The sequence below is a fragment of the Corallococcus sp. M7 genome, from assembly GCF_054512695.1.
In genome coordinates this window covers 8,794,021-8,815,408 of record NZ_CM137252.1, presented here as the reverse complement: position 1 = coordinate 8,815,408, position 21,388 = coordinate 8,794,021, and the positions used below count along the sequence as shown (strand labels likewise).

Genomic DNA, 21,388 nt, shown 5'->3' with positions numbered 1-21,388 from the left:
CGTGCCATGGGACGGGCGCGCCGAAACCAGGGCGCGGATGTCATATGGCGGGCACCCGGCGGGACGGGCGTTGGAGCGCCTGCCCCGCAGGGTGGGTGAGCGCGTTCTTCAGGGCCGGCGGTGGGGGCTGGTGGTCTGCGCGGGGTCGCGCTCCACGACGGGGCCGAGGATGGAGTCGATGCGGCGCAGGAGCTCCGCGTCCAGCTTCACGCCGGTGGCCTTCACGTTGTCGAGCACCTGCTCCGGCTTCGTCGCGCCGATGATGGCGGAGGAGACGCTCTTGTTCTGGAGCACCCACGCGATGGATAGCTGCGCCATGGACAGGCCTGCCTCCTGGGCCAGCGGCTTGAGCTGCTGGACGCGGGTGAGCACGTCGTCGGTCATGAAGCTGGTCATGAACTGCGCGCCCTGCTGGTTGGCGGCGCGGGTGTCCGCGGGCGGGGGCTTGCCGGGGAGGTACTTGCCGCTGAGCACGCCCTTGGCCATGGGGGACCAGACAATCTGGCCCAGGCCCTCGGCGTCGGAGGTGGGGATGACCTTGGACTCGATGACCCGCCAGAGCATGGAGTACTGCGGCTGGTTGGAGATGAAGGGCACGTGCAGCTCGCGGGCCAGCTTCGCACCGGCGGAGATCTGCTCGGCGGTCCACTCGGAGACGCCGATGTAGAGCGCCTTGCCCTGGCGGACGATGTCCGCGAACGCGAGCATGGTCTCTTCCAGGGGCGTCTCCGCGTCGAAGCGGTGGGCCTGGTAGAGGTCCACGTAGTCCGTCTGGAGGCGGCGCAGGGAGCCGTGGATGGACTCGATGATGTGCTTGCGCGACAGGCCGCGGTCGTTCTGGCCGGGGCCGGTGGGCCAGTAGACCTTGGTGAACAGCTCATAGCCTTCGCGGCGCTGGCCCTTGAGGGCGCGGCCGAGCACGGCCTCCGCCTTGGTGCCGGCGTAGACGTCGGCGGTGTCGAAGGTGGTGATGCCCGTGTCGAGCGCCGCCTTCACGCACGCGACCGCGGCGTCCTCCTCCACCTGGGAGCCGTGGGTGAGCCAGTTGCCAAAGGAGATTTCACTGACCTTCAGACCGCTGCGACCAAGGAATCGGAAGTTCATGGGGGGCGGCACACTAACCGCCGCCTTTGGGGGGCTGCTCGGGTTTCGCGGTTTCTCGACAGCTGGAGTCAGGAGGGCGACCGTCCACGGCGGGATTCGACCGTTCCCGGGCGTCGCTTGTGAACGGTGGGCCGGGTATCCGACACTGGCTTCCACGCATGGCCGCCAGTGACGAACGCCGCTTCCAGTCTCTCGTGCTCGCGCCCATCCGGCGCGTGCAGCGGCGGCTCAACGGGGTGGCCTGGAGTGGCGCGGGCATCGCTCCGCTCTGGGCCATGGCCACCGCTTGCGTGGTGTCCCGGTTGCTCTTGCGCGACCTGGCCGTCTGGGCCGTGCCTCCGCTTGTCATCGCGGGGCTGGCATGGTGGTTCGTGCGTGCCCGTTCGCGCGGCGTGTCGCTGGAGTACGCGGCGGTGCTCGCGGACCGGTCCGCCAATGCGGGCGGCCTGTTGCTCACGCGGCTGGAGCGCCCTGTCGGGGAGTGGGAGCTGAGCCTCAACCAGCTCGCGCAGCAGGTGAAGCCTCCGGAGGTCCCCTGGCGTCGGCCCGTGGGCGCGCTGTTGGGGGCGCTCGTGTTCCTCGCGGTGGGGTTCCTCGTTCCACTGCCGGCCCTGCGCACGTCGAACATCAACGCAGCCGCCGCGACCCAGGTCGCCGCCGTGCAGGCGCAGGCCGAGGCCCTGGCCCGCGAGGAGCCCCTGGGCCCCGACGTCGAGGAGGAGCTGCGCCGGCTGTCGGAAGAGGTCGCTCAGGGCCGCTTCGACTCCGCGGATTGGGAGGCCGCGGATGCCCTGGAGCAGCGGCTCGCCGAGCGCGCCTCCGAGGCCGCCGCCGAGCTCAACCGTGCATCCGAGGCCGCCGCTGAACTGGAGGACGCGCTCGCCGCCGCTGGCGGTGCGGAGGCCGCCACCCGTGAGCGCGAGTCGCTGGAGCAGGCGCTGATGGCGCTCGATGCTCGCGCCAGCGGGACCTCGGAGGACGACGCCAACGGTGAGCAGGAAGCTTCCGCGTCCGGGCAGAACTCCCAGGGCCAGGGCGCCGGTGAACAGGATGGCGAGCAGCAGAGCTCGCAGGCGCAGGGCACGGGCGAGCAGGGCGGCGACAAGCAGGGCTCTGGCGACCCTTCGGCCCGCGAGGCCCAGGCTCGCGCTTCCGCCCGCGCCCAGGCCTCCGGTTCACCGGATCAGATCGCCGACCTGCGCCGCACGCTGGAACGCCGGCAGCAGTCCCTGGCCCAGCGCTTCGGCGAGGAAAACGCGTCGCGAGGGAACCGTGGCGCCCAGGTCCGGCGTCCCACCGGGCGGCAGCAGTCCGGGCAGGGGCAGAAGGGCCAGGGCCAGAAGGGGCAGGGCCAGGACGGGCAGGGCGAAGGGGAAGAGGGCGACGGAGAGGGAGAGCAGGGCAGTCAGCACGCGAGCCGGAACACGCGGCAGGGCAAGGGCGAGGGCGCGGGCGTGAGCCGGGGTGGGGAGAGCCAGCCAGTCGTCTTCGGTGGCGAGGCGGAGATGGATCCGAACCGGCTCGCGTTCCAGCCGCTGCCGGACGGCAACGGCGGCGATGCGGAGGAGTTGTGGGGCCTTCGCGCGGCGGATCCGCAGGCCCGGACGGGGCAGGCGGGGCCGTCCAGCGCGAAGGGCACGGGCGCGAAGGGCGATGCGACGGCGGGACCGACCTCCGGTCCGCTGCTGCCTCGCAACCGCGACCTGGTGAAGCGGTACTTCGGTGGTCCGTAGTCCAGAAGGGGGAAACGACGTGGCAGCGGAGCTTCTGAGTCCCGCCGAAGCGCAGGGCGCGGCGGACGTGGCGTCCCGGCTCAAGGCCGGGCTCAACCAGGTGATGCTCGACCAGGAGACGGTGGTCGAGCAGGTCGTGACGGCGGTGCTCGCCCGGGGCCACGTGCTCCTGGAGGGCCTGCCCGGCCTGGGCAAGACGGAGCTGTGCAAGGCCCTGGCGCGGCTCTTGTCGCTGCCCTTCCGCCGCATCCAGTTCACCCCCGACCTGCTGCCCGGCGACATCACCGGCACCTACGTGCTGGAGGGCGAATCGCGCCGCGACTTCGTCTTCCGCGAGGGGCCCCTCTTCGCGAGCCTCGTGCTCGCGGACGAAATCAACCGCTCCAGCCCCAAGACGCAGTCCGCGCTGCTGGAGGCCATGCAGGAGCGGTCCGTGACGGTGCTGGGCCAGACGCGGCCCCTGCCCGACCCCTTCTTCGTGCTCGCCACGCAGAACCCCATCGAGCTCGAAGGCACGTACCCGCTGCCCGAAGCGCAGCTGGACCGCTTCCTCTTCCGCATCCTCGTGCCGCCCGTGGGCGCCAAGACGCTGCGCACCCTGCTCACCACGCGCGTGCGCGGCGCGCCTCCCGCGCAGGAGCCGGTGCTGGACGCCGAAGGCCTGTCGCGCCTGTTCGCCGCGGTGGACCGCGTGCACCTGCCCGGGCCGGTGGCGGACTTCATCGGCCGGCTGGTGGAGGCGTCCGACCCGCGCCAGGCTTCCGCTCCGGAGCCCGTGCGCCGCTTCGTGCGCTTCGGCGCGAGCCCTCGCGCGGCGCTGGCCCTGGCCGCCGCGGGCCGTGCGCGCGCGCTGCTCGAGGGCCGGCCCAACGTGGGCTTCGATGACGTGGTGGCCGCCGCGCCCGCCGCCCTCAACCACCGCCTGGTGCTGGCCTACGAGGCGTCGCTGGAGAAGGTGACCGCGCCGGACGTGGTGCGCGAGCTGCTCAAGGCCACCCCCGAGGTGCCCCGTGGTTAGCCGCGCGCCCCTGTCCTTCGCCGTGCTCCTGGGGACCCTGCTCTGGACGACGGCGGCGTTCGCGACCTCCCTGCCGGCGTCGATGCGGGAGGAGAAGGAGCCTCAAGGCAGCGGCTACCGCGAGGTGGTGGAGACGACGGAGAGCCTGCCCACCCAGGGCGACCTCAAGGCGACCCTGCGCGCCGTCACGCTCGTGCCGAACCGGGGCTACACGCCCATCCAGGTGACGGTGCACAACAACGGCGGCCAGCCGCGCCCGGTGCGCCTGTCCATCCAGTCGCAGGATCGCATCATGGAGCGCTCGCTGGAGCTGGGCCCCCGCGAGCGCACCGTCACGTGGCTCTTGATGCCCTCGGACCTGCAGTCGGGGATCCTCCGCCTGGACTCGCCCGGGATGGACACCGCGGCCCAGAGCTTCTACCTGGACGGCTACCGGGGCGCCCGCGTGATGGTGCTGGGCGACGTGAAGGCCTTCGAGGCCGCGACCGGCCTCACCCGCGCGGCGGAGAACCTGGAGCCGCTCGTCGCCACGCGCTTCGTGGATCCGCACACCGCGCCGCGCGAGCTGGCGGCCTACGCGGGCTACGACGCGGTGCTGGTGGCGGTGCCGGCGGACCAGGTGCCCGACGACGTCTGGGCGGTGCTGGAGACGTTCGCCGTGACGGGCGGAAAGCTGGTGCTCGACCAGCCCCCCGCGAATCCGCGCCTGCGCTTCCCGCTGCTCCAGAATGAGAAGGACGAGCTGTCGCCCTACGGCTTCGGCTACGTGCGCCAGTTCCGCGACTGCCGGAAGCAGAACCCGGGCTGCGGCTTCAACCTCTGGGAGGACACGGAGCGGTCGCCCGCCGCGGTGGTGCCCGCGGGTCCGCCGCCCCGGTGGGAGCGCAATGATCTGCTCAGCGATGGGCGCCTGCCTCTGCTGTCGAGCGCCCGCGCGCCCGTGGGCCGCTTCCTGATGCTCATCTTCCTCTTCGTGCTCGCGGTGGGGCCCGGTGGGTGGATGCTCGCGCGGCGCAAGGGACCGCTGGCGGTGCTCATCGCCGTGCCCACGCTGGCGCTCCTCACGAGCCTGGGACTGGTGGCGTGGTCCGTGCTGGTGGACGGCTTCAGCGTGCACGCCGCGCGCTACAGCCTCACGCTGCTGGACCGCGAGCGGTCCCGCGCGGTGACGGTGGGCCTCAACGCCTGGTACGCGAACCTCGCGGAGGACAGCGTGCGCATGCCCGCCTCCAGCGTGCTGCTGGCCTCGGAGTCCTCGTCGGGTCCGGAGGATCCGCCGCGCGTCCTGGACTGGACGAACGGGCTGGTGGTGAAGAACAGCTTCCTGCCCTCGCGCAGCTATCGCGAGTGGGGCGAGGTCGCCGTGGTCCCCTCGCGCGCGCGGCTGACGGCGCGCAAGGCGGACGGCGGCGTGCAGGTGCAGAACGCGCTGGGAGCTCCGCTGAAGGGCGGCCTGTTGAAGCTGGATGGCCAGCTCTGGGCCCTGCCGGAGCTGGCGGACGGCGCGGAGGGGCTGGCCACTCCGAAGGACGCGGAAGGGGAGGACCTGTTGTGGGGGCTCGAGCATGAGCCACGCATGCGCTTCCCGGGCGCGGCACTTGCCCTGGAGCAGCCGCTGAAGGACGGCACGTTCGTGGCGCGGCTGGGCGGGCGCGGCTTCACGCCCACGGCGGCGCTGGACGTGGAGCTGGAGGCCGCGATGCACCTGGTGCGCGGTCAGGTCGAGGAGGCACGACGATGAGCCTGCTGGAGGTGAAGGGGCTGCGGCGCGACTACGGCGCGCTGCGAGCGGTGGACGACGTGTCGTTCTCGCTGGAGGCCGGCGGCATCCTGGGCTTCATCGGACCCAACGGCGCGGGCAAGAGCACCACGCTGCGCATCCTGGCCACGCTGGACGTGCCCACCGCGGGCACGGTGCTGCTGGACGGCACGTCGCTGGTGGACGCGCCGGACCGGGCCGGCCGCTGTTGGGCTACATGCCGGACCGCTACGGCACCTACGACGACGTCACCGTGAAGGAGTTCCTGGACTTCTTCGCGCGCGCGTACGGACTGCGGGGCGCGCAGCGCAAGCAGCGGGTGGACTCGGTGATGGAGTTCACGGGGCTGGGCCCGCTGGCGAACAAGCTCACCACGGAGCTGTCCAAGGGCATGCGTCAGCGCGTGGCCCTGGGGCGCACGCTGCTCCATGACCCTCGGCTGCTGCTGCTGGACGAGCCGGCGGACGGGTTGGATCCGCGAGCGCGCATCGAGCTGCGGGAGCTGCTGCGCGCGCTGGCGGATCAGGGCAAGGCGGTCATCATCTCCAGCCACATCCTCACGGAGCTGGCGGAGATCTGCGACAGCTGCGTCATCATCGAGCAGGGGCGCCTGCTGGCCCAGGGCAAGGTGGAGGACCTGCTGCGCCAGAGCGCGGGCCCGTCGCGCGTGATGGAGCTGACGGTGCGGCTGGCGGCGCAGGGCGACGAGGCCGAGGCGCTCTGGTCGCGCACGGAGCGCACGCTGCTGGAGCAGCCGCGCGTGAAGGACGTGGCGCGCGAGGCCAGCGCGCTGCGCGTGCGGCTGGAGCTGGAGGCGGACGCGGGGCCGGCGCAGGCGGAAGCAGCCGCGGCGGCGCTGCTCGCGGCGCTGGTGTCGCAGGGGCTGCCGGTGTGCGCGTTCAGCCCGCGCGAGCGCAACCTGGAGGACGCGTTCATGACGGTGACGAAGGGGAGGGTGGCGTGAGCACGCAAGCGAGTCCCGCGTCGGGCGCGGCCGAGTCCGCCCCCTCGCCGGGTGTCCCGGCCGCGGTGTCCGACCGGTGGGAGAAGTGGGGCGACCGGCTCAACCCGCTGGTGGTGAAGGAGGTGCGGCAGGGGCTGCGCACGCGCGTCTTCTGGGTGAGCTTCGGGTTGCTGCTCGCGGCGTGCCTGGTGCTGTCGCTCATCGCGTTCGCGAACACGCACGACAGCACGTACACGCGCGAGGGGCGGTCGTACTTCTTCTCCTTCTTCGTGTGCCTGGCGCTGGTGCACTTCGGCCTCATCCCCTTCAACGCGTACCGGTCCCTGGCGCGCGAGCGCGAGGACGAGACGTGGTCGCTGCTCCTGCTCACGGGGCTGGGGCCCCGGCGCATCCTGCGCGGCAAGGTGGCGTCCTTCCTGGTGCAGGCGGTGCTGTACGCGTCGGCGGTGGGGCCGTTCCTGCTGTTCAGCTACTTCCTCAACGGCATCGACCTGCCCACCATCCTGACGGTGCTGATGCTGGGCGGGATGTGGCTGGTGTTCCTCACGCTCGTGTCGGTGTGCGCGGCGACGCTGGCGGACAGCCGGATGGGACGGGCCGCGGTGCGGCTCGCGCTGGTGGGCGTGCTGGTGGTGACGTTCTTCCAGGCGCTGACGTTCACCTTCGTGGTGACGAACGAGCGGAGCAGCGGGTTCTCGTTCGACCGGAACTTCTTCCTGGGGCTGGGCGCGGTGCTCTGGCTGCTGGTGTCGGACGGATGGCTGATGTTCGAGACGGCGGTGTCGCGGCTGTCGCTCGTGACGGAGGACTACACGCGCCATCCCCGGCGGGCGCTGGTGGTGCAGGTGGTGCTGTCGTTCGTGGGGATGACGGCGGTGTGGTGGCTCAGGGACCGGGATGACGACATTCCCGGGGTGATGGGCATCCTCGGAGGGCTGCACCTCATCTTCGCGACCCTCTTCATCGCGACGGACGTGGACGGGCAGTCGCGGCCGCTGCGCGCGGGCACCCGGACGTGGACGCTGTTCCGGCCCGGGGCGCTGCGCGGCTTCCGGCTGTCGGTGTTGCTGCTCGTGGGGTGGGCGGTGGGGTGCGGAGTGTTGCTGTGGTTGTCGGATGGGGCGACGAGCAGCCTGCGGATGGGGATGTCGCAGGCGGTGCTGGCGCTCTATGGGGTGCTGTACCTGTCGCTGGCGCTGCTGCTGGGGCGGATGCCGCGCTCGGGGCGCTTCGAATCGCCGGTGTCTGTGCGGTTGATCTACGTGCTGGTGGGAATCCTGGGGGCCGGTGTGCCGCCGTTGCTGGCGGTGTTCCTGAACCTGGAGGGGCGCGATGAGTTGCTCAACCTGCTCAACCCGGTGCTGGGGACGCTGAACTTCGGCAAGTACGACTACAGCGACCCGAGCGGTCTCAAGCTGCCGCCGGAATTGCTCCTGTGCGTGGGGCTGGTGGCGTTCCTGGCGGCGTTCGCCGCGGACCGGGTGCTCGCTGAACGCGAGCGGCGGGTCCACCAGCAGTGAGCGCGATGTTGGATGAGGCGGAGGTGGCGCGCCTGACGCCGGGGCTGAGCCTGGCGCTGCCACGACTGCCGCAGCGGGGACGGGTGGGCGAGGTGCGCGCCACGTCCGCGGGCAGCGCGATGGAGTTGCACGACTTCCGCGCGTACCAGCCGGGGGATGACCTGCGGCAGTTGGACTGGAACGCGGTGGCGCGCACGGGAGAGCTGGTGCTGCGCGTGCGGCAGGACGAGGTGTCGCCGCGCGTGGAGGTGCTGCTGGATGGTTCGCGCAGCATGGGGCTGTCGCCGCGCAAGGCAGCGGGGGCGCGCGAGGTGGCGCTGCTGACGGTGGAGGTGGGCGGGCGGCAGGGGCTGACGCCGACGCTGCTGTGGGGAGGAGCGCGGTCGGAGCGGGTGCAGGGGCCGGCGTGCCGCGCGGCGCTGCGAGGGGCGGAGTTCGAGGCACGGGATGACCTGGCGTCGGCGCTGGGGCGGCTGCCGCCGTTGCGGCCGTGTGGCCTGCGGGTGGTGGTGAGCGACTTCCTCTTCGAGACGGACCTGGAGGCGCTGTGCGCCCGGCTGTCGCGAGGAGCGTCGGCGCTGTTCCTGGTGCAGGTGCTGGACGCGGAGGACCTGGAGCCTACGGGCGGTGAGGGCGCGCGGCTGGTGGACGCGGAGAGTGGCGTGGCGCTGGAGGAGTTGCTGACGGACGGAGTGCTGGCCGCCTACGCCCGCCGCTTCGCTGAGCATCAGCGTGCGCTGCGAAGCGCGGCGGTGCGGGCGAGGGGAACGCTGCTCACCGTGAACGCGGCGGAAGGACTACGGGCGCAGGTGGCAGGGCCCCTGCGCGCGTTGTTCATCGCGGGAGGCGGGGCGTGAGCTTCGGGCTTCCCTGGGGACTGCTGGCGTTGGGCGCGCTGGTGCCGCTGGTCGCGGCGTACTTCCTGCGCCGCCGGCAGAAGCCGGTCGTGGTGAGCGCGCTGTTCCTGTGGCGCACGCCGCGTCCTCGCGCCGAGGGCGGTCCCCGGTGGGAGCGCTTCACGCGTGAGGCTTCACTGCTGCTGGAGGCGCTCGCCGTGCTGGCCGCCGCGCTGTACCTGGCGGACGTGCGGCTGGGGGAGAACGCCCGGCGCCGTCACCTGGTGCTCGTCGTGGATGGCAGCCTGTCCATGTCCGCGCGGACTCCGGATGGCAAGACGGTGCTGGAGCACGTGCGCACGGAAGCCGCGAAGCGGGTGGAGTCGGAACGCGCGACGCACGTCACGGTGCTCGCGAGTGGCGTGGCGCCCCTGGTCCTTGCCGGACCGGAGGCCGATGCGTCGCGTGCCCTGGGCGCGCTGGAGTCCTTCGAGGCGCGCGGTCCGGACCATGACGTCATGGCGTCGCTCCTGTGGGCACAGGAACTGGCGGGCCCGGGCAAGCACGTGCACTTCTTCACCGACGCTCCGCCCTCCGAGGACACGACCGTGCCGCCCTCCGTGCGCTGGACGGCGCTGGGCCGTTCCCAGGGCAATGTGGCGCTGGTCTCCGCGCAGCGGCGTGACGAAGGTGGCCGGGCCACGGTGACGCTGCGGGTCGCTCGCTTCGGGGCGGGGCCTTCGGAGATTGAAGCACGCGTGCGCGCGGCTCCTGGACCCGGCGCGCGTGAAGGCACTGAACGCACGGAGCGCATCGCGTTGCCGGAAGAGGGCGCCGCGACCGTGCGCCTCACGTTCCGCGAGGCCGGCGACGTGGAGGTGTCCCTGCCGGACGACGCGCTGCCCGAGGACGGACACGTGCGCCTGCCTCCGTCCCCCGTGATGCCGGTGGCCGTGGGGCTGACGGAGGGCCTGTCGCCCGCATCGAAGCAGGCGCTGGAGCGCTTCCTGGCGGTGTCTCCCGATGTGGCGCACGGCACTCCTGTTCCCGGCGCGCCGGTGCTGTCCGTCGGCCCCGCGCGCGCGGAGGCCCGCGTGACGCTGGGCGCGGAAGGACCGCTGCGCACCTTCGTGGGACCGTTCTTCACGGAGAAGGGCAGCACGCTGATGGATGACGTGCAGCTCGCGGGCGTGCGGTGGACGGCGGGTGCGAACCCTCCAGGCCGCCCGTTGATGACCGCGGGCGAAGCCGTGCTCGTGTCGGAAGAGGAGGGCGGACGGCTGCACCTCAACGTGGACCTGGCGCGCTCCAACCTCCAGCGGACCCCGGCCTGGCCCGTGCTGCTGGGCAACGTGGTGCGCGAAGCACGGCGGCTTCGCGAGGGCTTCCCCCGGCGTCAGCTCAACCTGGGCGAAGCGCTCTCCGTGGTGACGGAGGCCGGTGCACGCTACGCGCTGAAGGGGCCTTCGGGCCGCAAGCCCGTGTTCGGCGCGGGCGCGCTGAGCCTGCCCGCGCCCACCCGCCCCGGCCGCTACGTGCTGGAGCGCGAGGGCCGTGAAGTGGACTCGCTGGAGGTGCTGGCGCTGGACGCTCGGGAGTCGGACCTGCGTGGCCGGGGCAGCGTGGACTTGGCCGCGAAGGACGTGGGCGAGGACTCGGATGGGAACAGCGGCCCTGAGCGCGCCCGCTGGCTCCTGCTGGTGCTGCTGGCCGCGCTGCTGGCGGACTTCTACGTCACGAGGAAGGCATGACCTTCACCCTTCCCCAGGCGTGGCTGCTGCTGTTGCCGCTGGGCCTCTTCCTGTGGCGCTACGGCCGGAGGCCCGGCCCGCCCATGGTGCTGCGGTGGGCGCTGCTGGTGCTCGGCGTGGGCGCGCTGTCCGGGCCGGAGCTGCGGCTGGCGAACGCGGGCAGCGACGTGGCCGTGGTGGTGGACCGCTCACGCTCCATGCCGTTGGACGTGGACCGCGTGGCGCAGGAGCTCATCTCGCTGGTGGAGTCCCAGCGCCGGCCGGGCGACCGCGTGGGCGTCATCACCTTCGGCCGTGAGGCCCGGGTGGAGTCTCCGCTGTCGGAGTCCGGGCGGTTCGGCGGCTTCACGCGGCCGGTGGACGCGGAGGCATCGGACCTGTCGGCCGCGCTGGACGCGGCGGGCGCGCTCATTCCCCCCGAGCGCACGGGCCGGGTGCTGGTGGTCTCCGACGGCCGGGCCACGGGAGCGGATGCAAGGGGCGCGACACGGCGGCTGGCGGCGCGGGGCATCGCGGTGGACTACCGGCAGGTGTCCCGGCCGGAGCCCGCGCTGGACGTGGCCGTGGTGTCGCTGGACGTACCCGCCACGGTCTCCGTGCGCGAGCCCTTCCAGTTCTCCGCCGTGGTGCAGGCGACCTCGGCTGTCACCGGCACCGTGCGCCTGGAGCGCGACGGGAAGGTGCTGGTGAAGGGGCCGTACGACTTCAAGCCCGGGCCCAACCTGCTGCCCCTGCGCGACCTGCTGGAGGAGCCCGGGCTCGTGCACTACCGGCTCACGGTGGAGGTGCCCGGAGACGGCGTCCCGGAGAACGACGTGGGGGTGGGCGTGCTGCGCGTGGAGGGGCCGCCGCGCGTGTTGCTGCTCACCGCGCAGCCGTCGGGCACGCTGGCGAAGGCGCTGGCGGCGACGGGGATGGCGCTGGAGGTGAAGGCGCCGTTCCACCTGTCGCTGGAGGCGCTCGACGGGGTGGGCGTGGTGGTGCTGGAGAACGTGGACGCCAACGCGCTGGGCGAGACGGGGTTGAACGCGCTGGCGGACTACGTGGACCAGGCGGGCGGCGGGCTGGTGATGACGGGAGGGCGGTCGAGCTTCGGCGAGGGCGGCTACCGGCGCTCGCCCCTGGAGCCGCTCTTGCCCGTGTCGCTGGAGATGCGCGAGGAGCAGCGGCGCGCGTCGGTGGCGATGAGCGTGCTCATGGACTCGAGCTGCTCCATGGGCATGCAGGTGCCGGACGGGCGCACGAAGATGGAGCTGGCGGCGGAGGGCGTCACGGCGGCGCTCACGTTGCTCAACGCGAACGACGAAGCCTCCGTGCACATGGTGGACACGGAGCCGCATGAAATCTTCCCCTTGAGTCCGGTGAGCAAGGGCTTGCCGTTCGACCAGGTGGCGCGAGGCTTCAGCGGAGGCGGAGGCATCTACGTAGGTACGGCCCTGCGCGCGGGCAGCAAGGAGATCCTCCGCAGCGAAAAGCCCACGCGGCACGTGGTGTTGTTCTCCGACGCGGCGGACTCCGAGGAGCCGGGCGACTACCAGGAGACGCTGGCGGCGCTGCGAGCGGCCAACGTGACGGTGTCGGTCATCGGCCTGGGCAAGCCCACGGATCCGGACGCGGACCTGCTGCGCGAGGTGGCCCGGCGCGGTGCCGGACGCATCTACTTCGCGGAGGACGCCATGAGCCTGCCGCGCATCTTCAGCCAGGAGACGCTCGCGGTGGCGAGGGCCACGTTCGTGGACGAGCCCGCGTCGCTGGAGGCCGCGCCGGACCTGCCGCTGCTGGGGCCGCTGCCGACGACGGGCCTGCCGCAGGTGGGCGGCTACAACCTCACCTACCTGAAGCCCAGGGCGAACGTGGCGCTGCGCACGTTGGACACGAACGCCGCGCCGGTGCTGGCGCTGTGGCCGCATGGCGCGGGGCGCACGGTGGCGTTCACGGCGGAGGTGGACGGCAGGTACACGGGTGAGCTGCGCGAATGGGGCGCGCTGAGGGCGACGCTGGAGGCGGTGGTCCGCTGGTCGATGGGGAGGCCGACGCCGAAGGAGGAGGCGGTGGTGCGCTCGGAGCGCCAGGGCAACCTGCTGCGCGTGACGTTGGACCTGCCGCCGGGAGAGCCGATGCCGGGCGCGCTGCCCACGGCGGTGTTGTTGGCGGGCGACGGGCGCTCGGGAGTGGAGAAGCCGCTGCACTGGGAGGACGAGGACCGGCTGGTGGTCGAGTACCCGCTGACGGGCAGCGGCACCTGGCATCCGGTGGTGAAGTGGGGCGGGCGCGTGTTGAGGGCGCCACCGGTGGCGCTGCCATACGCGCCGGAGTTCGAGCCGGGCAGTGCGAAGGAGGGGCTCAAGACCCTGCGAGCGCTGGCGGCGGTGGGCGGAGGGCAGGAGCGGCTGTCGATGACGGGCCTGTTCGCGGAGGCGCCGGAGTCGGAGGGCCGTGTGGCGTTGGCGCCCTGGCTGGTCGCGTTCGCGCTGGCGGCGATGTTGGCGGAGGTCGCGGTGCGCAGGTTCCTCTCCGCGCCGAGGGTGCGGGCGGTGCGGGAAAAGCCCGTGAAGGAAGCCAGCGCACGTGAGCCCACGGCAGCACCGCGCAACGACGTGAAGCCCTCCGCGACGCCGCCCAGGCCTGTCCAGGAGGAACCCGCTGAGCAGAAGCCAGAGCCTCCGAAGCCCGCGGGTGTGGACTCCGCACTGGAGGCCGCGCGGGCAAGGGCACGGCGTCGCACAGGGCGCTGAGTCGACGTGCGCGGGCGCGCGAGCACGCGCACGGCGCCAGGTCCACTGAGGGCCACGTTGCCCACAAGGGAGAACCCCTTTGGGGCTGCCCGGCAGCCGGCGCGCCCCACGAACCTGTCCGACAGTCGGACAGGTTTGAAGGACCTCATCTCAAGGCCTGCTTGTCCACTGGGGCAGCGGAAAACCTGTCCGACAGTCGAACTGGTTGGAGGGCCCTCCGCTAGGGATCCTCCAGACACCTGGGCCGCAGAAACCTGTCCGACAGTTGGACCGGTTTGAAGGCCCTCCGCTGGGGATCCTCCAGAGACCTGGGCCGCGGAAATCAGTCCGACAGTCGAACCGGCTTGAAGGACCTCGGCTCCATGGGGCTCCGGGCTACCTGGACCGCGGAAACCAGTCCGACAGTTGGACCGGATTGGAAGACCTCAGCTGGGAAGCCTCCAGGTACCTGGGCAGTGGAGAACCTGTCCGACAGTCGAACCGGTTTGGAGGACCTTGGCTAGGGACCCTCGGTCCTCCTGGGCGGCGGAAACCTGTCCGACAATCAGACAGGTTTGGAGGACCTCGGTTCGGAGGGCGCTGGTCTACCTGGGCCGCGAAAACCTGTCCGACAGTTGGACCGGTTTAGAGGTCCTTGGCTTGAGGGCTGCCGGTTCATCTGGGCCCAGCGGAAACCTGCCCGACAGTCGGATCAATTGGAGGACCTCGGGTTGGAAGCTGCTGGTTCATCTGGGCGGCCGGAGTCGGCTGTCCGACTGTCAGAACAGTTGGAGGACCTCGGCTCGGAGGCTGCCGGTCCACCTGGGTAGAGGAAGCTTGTCCGACAATCGGACTGGGTTGGAGGATCTCGTCCCGGAAACCCTCGGTTCGCCTGGGCCGTGGAAACCTGTCTGACAGTCGGACAGGTTTGGAGGACCTCGGCTCAGCGGCTTCCGGTCCATTTGGACAGGGAGTCCTGTCCGACCAGTCATGCAGGTTTGAAGGACTTCGGCTCGGGGCTTTGGATTCACCTGGTAGCCGGAACGTGTTCGACAGTCGGATCGGTTTGAGGACCTCGGCCTGGGAACTCCCAGTCCACCTGCGCAGGTGGAAAACCTGTCCGACAGTCGGACAGGTTTGGAGGCTCCGGCTCCGGTCGGCTGCTGGTTCATCTGGGCTGCTGGAACCCGTCGGACTGTTGGACAGGTTGGGGATCACTCGGGGCGGGCCGTGTCCCTTCCTGCTTCTGATGCTGGGCTTGCTTTCGCGGTATGACGGCGTCGATGACGGAGCCCCGGGCCTTGCGGTGGGGGCTGGGTGTCGTCCTGGGCGTGCTCGCGCTCCAGGCGTCGCGCCTCGCACTGCACAAGGCATTCAGCATCGACGAATTCCAGTACGCCCATGCCGCGTGGCTCATGGCCCACGGGCAGGTGCCTTACCGTGACTTCTTCGAGGTCCACTTCCCTCTCGTGTACCAACTGCTGGCGCCTCTGTTCCGGCTGCTGGGAGATGATCCGCGCAACGTGCTCGCGCTTCGGGCCGCGATGCTCGTGCCGCTCGCGGGGGCTTGTGCCTCCGTGTTCTTCCTCAACCGGCGCGAAGGACGCATCGCCGCGCTTCTGGCGCCGGTGCTGCTGCTCTGCACCCCTGGCTTCCTGCACTTCGCCTCCGAGGTGCGTCCGGATGCACTCACCGCCGCGCTCTTCCTGGGCGCACTCGCCGCGCTGTCCGTGCAGCCCGGCTCCGTCCGTTCGTCGTTCCTCGCGGGTGCTTTGCTCGTTGCCTCCGCGTGGGGCTCCCAGAAAGCGCTCTTCTTCGGCGGGCTCGTGGCCGCGGTGCTCCTGGTGGACTTCTTGCCGCGCAGGAACGCTTCGCCCGCGCTCATCGCCGCGCCTCGCGCCTTCTTCGCGGGCATCGTCGTTGCGGCGGGCTCGGTGTCCGCCTACCTCACGGTGACGAACTCGTGGGGCGCATGGTGGCGGTGGTGCTTCGTCTGGGCTTCCGAACACCAGCGGCACTACCCGGGCTTCTCCTGGCGCGAATACCTGGTGCCGGCGCTGGGGGCACAACCCGCGTTCTTTCTCCTCTCTGCCGTCGGGTTCGTGGCCACGTTCCTTCGCTTGCGGAAGCACCCGCGCACCCCCGACCTGCTCCTGCTCGTGGCCGTGCCCGCGACCTTCGGCGCCTATGCGCTCCAGCGCGCGCCGTTCCCGTACAGCCTGTTGCCCTTTCTGGGCGTGCTTGCGCCCCTCGCCGCTCGCGGCACCCTCATCGTGGTTTCTGGATTGCGCACCCCGGCTGTGCGGACCTTGGGACTTGCTGGGCTGGGCGGCCTGTTCGTTGTCCAGGCCGCGCGGGTGGAGGCCTTGCTGGACGGCGGCGGCAATGCTCGGCAGCGCGAGGTGCTTGCTCGCATCGCGGCGCTCACGGGACCGGAGGATGTCGTCTACGACAACTCGGGGGGCTACGTGAGCCGGCCTCACGCTCACTTCTACTTCTACACGGACGCGTATCTGCGCGGCTCACTCGTGGACCTGCTGTCCAACGAGATGCCCCGTGCGCTGGTGGAGCAGGGCTGTGTGCTGCGGGTGGATGACCTGCGCACCTCCGGTCTTCCTCCTGCGCTGCGCCGCTTCCTTGATGCGCACTACCAGCCCTACGACGGTGATTTGTTCCTGTGGGGACAGCGCTACCGTGTGCCCTCGGACTCCGGCGCTCTGGAGGATCACTTCCTCGCGGTTCGCGCCGACCGGTACTTCGTCCAGCCCGCGAGCACGCTCGATGCCGGCGCGCTGTTCATTGATGGCGAGCGCATCACCACTCCTGAGTTCACGTTGTCCCGGGGCGAGCACACCCTTCGCTATGAAGGGCGCGCCGAGGCCTTCCAGCTCCTGTGGCTGCCCCGCGATGCGAAGCGCTGGACGCCACGGCCTGGGGCTCCGTCCACGTACTCGCGCCTGTTCTGAGCGCACGTCGAGAGCAGGCGAGCTGGCGTGAGGACAGCCTTCCGGGATGACGGCACTGTCGTCCTGGCGGTTCGCCGAGGCCCCTCCATCCTGAACTCAACCGTGGAGCCCGGCTCCGGGTCGAACTTCCCTGCGCGAGGGTGATTCCTACTGTGCGTGGGCAGGATGGTTCGCAGGGGAGGTTGCCGTGGCTGGTGATGAATCGGGGCGGAAGCGGAACCGTGCGCCCGTTGCCTCCCAGGGCGTGATGTCGCTCCTGGACCGCTGGGTTTCCGACCTCGAACGGGATGCTCCCTTCTCGCGGGAGGGCCCGCCGGAATCACGGCAGCGCACTGCCGGAGCCGCTGCTCGCTCGGGTGATGATCCGCTCGATGACTCCGGCACAGGCGGCCGGATGACGCAGGGTGAGCCCTCTGCCTCCTCCCGCGCGGCCCGGGAGGAGATGCGTCCTTCGCGTCGCGGTTCCAGGCCTCCTGTCTATACGCGGGAAGGCGAATCATCGGAGACAGCGGATTCGCCGCTGCGTCCTCCTCGTCCGAACTCCGACCCGTTAGCGGCCAGGGGAGAGAGACGCCCTGTGCGTCCTGACAGTGCGCCGTTCTCGGAGTCGAGGTCCCGTGCTGCGTCTGCCTCGGACGCCCCTGGCGCCGCACGTGACGGCATGCGTCCTCCACGAGCTGGTTCCAGCTCACTCGCTGAATCCGCGCCCCGGACCCGGATGCCACAGGGGGGAACCTCTGCTTCCTCTCGTCACTCCGGTGAGGGCATGCAGCCTCTCCGTTCCGGCCGCGGTTCGCTCGACGAGCCCTCGTCCCGCTCCCGGGGGATGCAGGACGGCCCTACCGACTCCTCCCGTCGGGCTCGTGATGGCATGCGTCCTCCGCGTCCCAACCACGGCTCGCTCGCGGAGTCCGCGCCCCGACCCCGGATGACGCAAGACGGTCCCACGGCTTCTCCCCGTGCAGCCCGTGAGGAGCGTCGGCGTGAAGCAACTCCATTCGGCGAGCAGCAGCCCCGCGTCGATTCCGTTCGCGAGGCGCTTCGCCTTGAGTCGGAGCCGTTCAGCGAACGGGCGCCCCGCATGTCGATGGCATCGAGACGCTCGGCCCAGGATGCAAATCGCCACTTGAGCGCCGACGCGGATCCGTTCGCGCCGCCAGATGCGGCTTCTGCTCGCTCGGAGCGTGAGGTGCGGCGCCATTCGAGTGCTGATGCGGAATCGTTCGCGTCAAAGGCTGTGGGTGCTCGTTCGCATCGTGAGGCGAGGCGCCATTCGAACGCTGAGGCGGAATCGTTCGCGTCAAAGGCTGCGGGTGTTCATTCGGAGCGTGAGGTGAGGCGCCATTCGAGCTCTGATGCGGACCCGTTCGCGCCAGGGGCGGCTGCTGCTCGCTCGGAGCGTGAGGTGAGGCGCCACTCGAGCGCTGATGCGGACCCGTTCGCGCCAGGGGCGGCAGATGCCCGCTCAGGGCGTGAGGCGAGACGCAATTCGGGCGCTGCAGAGGATCTGCTCACATCAGGGGCAGATGCTGCTCATTCGCATCGTGAGGCGAGACGCCATTCGAACAATGCTGTGGCCCCGTTCGCGCCAGAGGCGGCTGCTGCTCGTTCGGCCCGTGAGGCAAACCCTCACTCGCGCTCTGGTGCGGACCCCTTCAGGGCGCCCGTGCCGGCACCGGGTCGCGCGTCCCTAATGGAGGACGTCCACCTCCGAGCCGGTACCTACTTCTTCACCGAGTCCCAGTTCCGCGCCGCGGAGGTGCAGGACTCTCCCTTCCGCGCGGCCCGTGAGGAACTCCAGCTCCAGGGGCCCGTGGTCACCTTCCCGGATGGCGTGCGAATCGTCCTGGGCAGCGAGGGCGGCCGACCCATCCATCGCGGCACCGTCGCGGTGCGTGGCCCTTGCGCGCCTTCGCGTGAGGAACTCCGGGAGCTGGGCCTCACGGAACCCCGGGCCCGCGCCCTGGAGTTCGTCCTCGCCTGGTTCGGACATCCGTTCGACTCCGTCACCTCCGAGCCCCAGTCCGGCGGAGAACCCCGATGGGGCGCCTGGCCCCTGTCAGGACCCGCGCTCATCGCCGCGCTCGCCCACTGGAAGCAGCAGGACCCCGAGGCGTTCGACGCGCGCCTGGGACGGCTGGGATTCGACTCCACGGCCCCGTTCGCTGAAGACCCACGGCTGGTCGCGGCGCTCGCCCGGGCCGGCCGGGAGCGCGGCGCTCAACGGGCGCAGCTCGAGACGCTCGTCACGCACGTGCTCCGCCCCATGCTCGACTCCTGCTCGCAGGCGGAGACCGCCGTGGACGCGCCCGGTGGCCTCTTCGCCTCGGCCCGTGCGCTGGCGCTGCTCTTCCACTCCGAGCTTCGCTTCGGCCGGAGCGGCGTCACGCGGCTCGTGACGCTTGCTCGCGAACGGCCGCAGCCACCCGCCGCGGGAGAACACCTCGCGGAGGACCTTCGCGCCTCCGGCCGCTCGCGCGAGGCCTCCGAGGTCTGGCGCATCCTCACGTCTCCCGAGCTGGCGGACCCCGCCTAGCCCACGCCATGCGGACGCCTCTTCCACCCGGCAGCCATGTGCTGCTCGTGGTCCCCGACCCCAACGCCCCGGCCGAGCCCCAGGCGCGGAACCGCGCCCTGGCCGGCGAGCTCATCCTCAACGGTCAGCGCTACCACCTGGTGCCCGCGGAGGACTCCGCGAGCCCTCCGGCGACGAGGCCCGCGTCCGACGTGCGGCTGCTCACCTCGCGCGAGCTGCAGGTCGTCTCGTGCGTCTGCGCCGGCTGGGGCAACAAGCAGATCGCCACGAAGCTCCACATCAGCACGTGGACCGTGGCGGCCCACCTGCGCCGCATCTTCGTCAAGCTGGGCGTGGACACCCGCGCGGCCATGGTGTCGCGCTGCCTGGGCGCGGTGTCCCTACCACCGACCCCGTGAGGGCCCGCGCGCCGGCGGCGCCACGCTCCGCCGCAGCCCCAGCACGAGCGCCACGTTGGCCTGGGGCCGGCGCACCAGCCGCACGCACTCCGCCGGACAGATGAGCAGCGGCGTCACCCCGGGCCCGTGCCCCGCCACCTTGCTGTCCGAATGCACCACCACCCCCACCGTGATGGCCCCCGCCCGCCGCGAGGGCCCGAAGCGGTAGTCCAACGGACACACCGCCACCAGGTCCCCCAGCCGGAGCGCGTCCAGCCGGTGCCTGCGCACCAGCCGCGCATCCGACAGCTGGATGTCCAGGTCCCCCAGCACGCCCTCGGAACGCCCGAACCCCGAACCCATCAGCTCCGCGGGCACCGTGTGCGTCACGGGGACCACCAGCCGCCCCGCTTCCGTCCGGATGCCCCAGCGCCGCAGCAGCCGGGGCGACAGGTTCAGCGCCCGCACCTGGGGGAAGTCCGGCAGCTCCAGCCCCTGGCCGTACGCGTCCAACTGCACGCGGTCCCCGATGCACAACCGGCGCTTCACCGCGGGCGGGAAGTCCACGATGACGTGGTTGATGCCGCCGTGCTTGCCCACCACCGTGCCCACGGCGCCCCTCGCGGGACCGGTCGTCACGCGCGCGCGGTTGCCCACGCACGCATAGAACATCAGCGCCCGGTTGGAGCCGCCGCGCTGGCCGACGTCGTCCTTCCCCGTGTTGTGCAGCGACACACCCGCTTCCATGTGGTCCGCCGCCAGCCCCACCGCGCGGTCTCCCACGCGGCGGTTGAGCACGATTCCGCCGCTGCCCGGCACCAGCCGGGGCACCCCATCCCGGCCGATGCGGTACGGCGACGCGCGCACGATGGGATGCGACACCTGGCCCGCCACCGCCGAGGCCACCATCCGCGACACGTTGGTGCGCGGCGCCGAGGCGGCCCTCGTGCCCGCCTCCATCAGGGGATGCAGCGGGATGTCCATGCGCGCCTCCCTTCTTTCAGCGAAGCGCCGGCGCGGGGCTGGTGATGCCCAGCGTCTGACGCAGGACAGGCGTCACACCGCGGAACGAGCGGCCATCCGGCGTCATCCGGTACGCGGCGATCCACTCTTCAGCCACCGGGCCCAGCGGCATCACCTCCGTCTGGAAGTCCCTGAAGTCGCGCGTCTTGAACGGGTTGTCCGCGATGAAGTTGAGCAGCAGGCGCCCCGCGTCCGCCATCTTCGAGCGCTGCGAAATCTCCCCCGTGCCGCCCAGGTAGCGCTGCGACACCACTTCAATCACGTCCCACTTGGTGTTCGCGTCGAAGGCCTTCTTGATGTCCGGCGTCTCCATCGCGTCGAGGATGGTCTTGAGGTACTCGCCCACCTCCACCGTGAGCGCCAGGATGTTGCCGTAGGTGGCGCGGTCGATCTGCCAGCGGATGTCCGTGCCCAGCCGCTGGATGGTGGCCTGGCTCGCGAAGGGCCGCTCATTCAGCTGCTGCGAGCCGCGGATGACCTCGCCAATGAGCAGGTCGCGGAAGTACTGCGCGATGGCGGACACGAAGGCGACGAACTCGCGGTGGAAGTTGCGGAACATCACCGCGCCCGGCGGCGCCGCCAGGCTGCCGTAGTTGAACGCGCGCCGGTACGCGAGCTGCCGGTCGCGCGGCTTGTAGCGCAGCGGCTGGTGCTTCTCCATCAGGTACAGCGCCCGCGCGCCGGGGCCCCGCTGGATGCGCATGCGCCCGTCGTGGAAGAGGCGCAGGAGCACGCCCGCCACCTGGAACACCTTCATCCGTTCGTGCTGGTAGATGTAATAGAGCTCCGCGGTCGCGTGGAGCTGCGTCTCGATGACGGACTCGTCGAAGTCCTGGACGAGCACCGGCCGGCTGATGGAGTCGAAGGAGGGCGCTCCCTCCTTGCCCATCCCCATCAGGTCCGAGAAGAGCGACGCCGTGGAGCCGTCGGAGGCGCTGGCGAGCAGCTCCTCCTCCCGGAGCGCGAGCTGCTTCTGCAACTCCGTGCGCTGCTCATCCGACGTGACGTTGGCGAGGACTTCCCGCTTCCACTGCGAGAACAGCCGCTGAAGGGCTTCTGCCGTACCGATGCTCATGGCATGCCACCT

The 21,388-nt window shown here is 71.2% G+C and carries 13 protein-coding genes and 1 pseudogene; 11 read left to right on the top strand and 3 right to left on the bottom strand.

Features of this window, described 5'->3' with window-relative positions; genetic code table 11:
• Window positions 1-108 precede the first annotated feature (108 nt).
• A complete protein-coding gene (locus tag ACX114_RS35325) occupies window positions 109-1,104 on the bottom strand; it encodes an aldo/keto reductase family protein (protein ID WP_459291740.1) in 996 nt (331 codons plus the stop codon).
• Window positions 1,105-1,262: 158 nt separating this feature from the next.
• Between ACX114_RS35325 and ACX114_RS35320 the strand changes: the two genes are divergently transcribed.
• The 11 genes and pseudogenes from ACX114_RS35320 to ACX114_RS35270 all read left to right on the top strand — a co-directional run bounded on the left by ACX114_RS35320 (window position 1,263) and on the right by ACX114_RS35270 (window position 19,299).
• A complete protein-coding gene (locus ACX114_RS35320; RefSeq protein ID WP_459291739.1) occupies window positions 1,263-2,837 on the top strand; it encodes a hypothetical protein in 1,575 nt (524 codons plus the stop codon).
• Window positions 2,838-2,856: 19 nt separating this feature from the next.
• On the top strand, window positions 2,857-3,855 hold the full coding sequence (locus tag ACX114_RS35315) for an AAA family ATPase (protein WP_459291738.1): 999 nt from the start codon (window positions 2,857-2,859) through the stop codon (window positions 3,853-3,855).
• Entirely contained in the window at window positions 3,848-5,596 is a 1,749-nt protein-coding gene (locus ACX114_RS35310; protein WP_459291737.1) for a hypothetical protein, read from the top strand. Before ACX114_RS35315 ends, ACX114_RS35310 begins: the two co-directional genes overlap by 8 nt.
• A pseudogene (locus ACX114_RS35305) lies at window positions 5,593-6,578 on the top strand (ABC transporter ATP-binding protein). Before ACX114_RS35310 ends, ACX114_RS35305 begins: the two are co-directional and overlap by 4 nt.
• Window positions 6,575-8,098, top strand: coding sequence for an ABC transporter permease (locus ACX114_RS35300; protein ID WP_459291736.1), 1,524 nt, complete (start codon window positions 6,575-6,577; stop codon window positions 8,096-8,098). The pseudogene ACX114_RS35305 and the gene ACX114_RS35300 overlap by 4 nt, the downstream one beginning before the upstream one ends.
• Window positions 8,099-8,103: 5 nt before the next feature.
• Window positions 8,104-8,955, top strand: a complete 852-nt coding sequence (locus tag ACX114_RS35295; RefSeq protein WP_459291735.1) for a DUF58 domain-containing protein — start codon at window positions 8,104-8,106, stop codon at window positions 8,953-8,955.
• Entirely contained in the window at window positions 8,952-10,685 is a 1,734-nt protein-coding gene (locus ACX114_RS35290) for a vWA domain-containing protein (protein WP_459291734.1), read from the top strand. Before ACX114_RS35295 ends, ACX114_RS35290 begins: the two co-directional genes overlap by 4 nt.
• Complete coding sequence (locus ACX114_RS35285; RefSeq protein ID WP_459291733.1) at window positions 10,682-13,420, top strand: VWA domain-containing protein; 2,739 nt, start codon at window positions 10,682-10,684, stop codon at window positions 13,418-13,420. The genes ACX114_RS35290 and ACX114_RS35285 overlap by 4 nt, the downstream gene beginning before the upstream one ends.
• A gap of 1,262 nt (window positions 13,421-14,682) precedes the next feature.
• Window positions 14,683-16,365: a hypothetical protein gene (locus tag ACX114_RS35280; RefSeq protein WP_459291732.1), complete on the top strand. Its 1,683-nt coding sequence runs from the start codon at window positions 14,683-14,685 to the stop codon at window positions 16,363-16,365.
• Between the two features lie 1,693 nt (window positions 16,366-18,058).
• Window positions 18,059-18,901, top strand: a complete 843-nt coding sequence (locus ACX114_RS35275; RefSeq protein ID WP_459291731.1) for a hypothetical protein — start codon at window positions 18,059-18,061, stop codon at window positions 18,899-18,901.
• A gap of 8 nt (window positions 18,902-18,909) precedes the next feature.
• Entirely contained in the window at window positions 18,910-19,299 is a 390-nt protein-coding gene (locus ACX114_RS35270; protein WP_459291730.1) for a helix-turn-helix transcriptional regulator, read from the top strand.
• On the opposite strand, the gene ACX114_RS35265 is transcribed toward ACX114_RS35270, so the two are convergent.
• The gene (locus tag ACX114_RS35265) at window positions 19,282-20,262 is read right to left on the bottom strand and encodes a DUF4438 domain-containing protein (RefSeq protein WP_459291729.1); all 981 of its coding nucleotides are present in this window, start codon (window positions 20,260-20,262) and stop codon (window positions 19,282-19,284) included. The genes ACX114_RS35270 and ACX114_RS35265 overlap by 18 nt on opposite strands.
• A 16-nt stretch (window positions 20,263-20,278) precedes the next feature.
• On the bottom strand, window positions 20,279-21,376 hold the full coding sequence (locus ACX114_RS35260; protein ID WP_459291728.1) for a hypothetical protein: 1,098 nt from the start codon (window positions 21,374-21,376) through the stop codon (window positions 20,279-20,281).
• Window positions 21,377-21,388: the final 12 nt, after the last annotated feature.

Bases quoted from the DNA above. Each gene is read 5' to 3' on its own strand.
- ACX114_RS35325 (WP_459291740.1), bottom strand. From the start codon at position 1,104: ATGAACTTCCGATTCCTTGGTCGCAGCGGTCTGAAGGTCAGTGAAATC.
- ACX114_RS35320 (WP_459291739.1), top strand. From the start codon at position 1,263: ATGGCCGCCAGTGACGAACGCCGCTTCCAGTCTCTCGTGCTCGCGCCC.
- ACX114_RS35295 (WP_459291735.1), top strand. From the start codon at position 8,104: ATGTTGGATGAGGCGGAGGTGGCGCGCCTGACGCCGGGGCTGAGCCTG.
- ACX114_RS35285 (WP_459291733.1), top strand. From the start codon at position 10,682: ATGACCTTCACCCTTCCCCAGGCGTGGCTGCTGCTGTTGCCGCTGGGC.
- ACX114_RS35280 (WP_459291732.1), top strand. From the start codon at position 14,683: ATGACGGAGCCCCGGGCCTTGCGGTGGGGGCTGGGTGTCGTCCTGGGC.
- ACX114_RS35275 (WP_459291731.1), top strand. From the start codon at position 18,059: ATGGAGGACGTCCACCTCCGAGCCGGTACCTACTTCTTCACCGAGTCC.
- ACX114_RS35270 (WP_459291730.1), top strand. From the start codon at position 18,910: ATGCGGACGCCTCTTCCACCCGGCAGCCATGTGCTGCTCGTGGTCCCC.
- ACX114_RS35265 (WP_459291729.1), bottom strand. From the start codon at position 20,262: ATGGACATCCCGCTGCATCCCCTGATGGAGGCGGGCACGAGGGCCGCC.
- ACX114_RS35260 (WP_459291728.1), bottom strand. From the start codon at position 21,376: ATGAGCATCGGTACGGCAGAAGCCCTTCAGCGGCTGTTCTCGCAGTGG.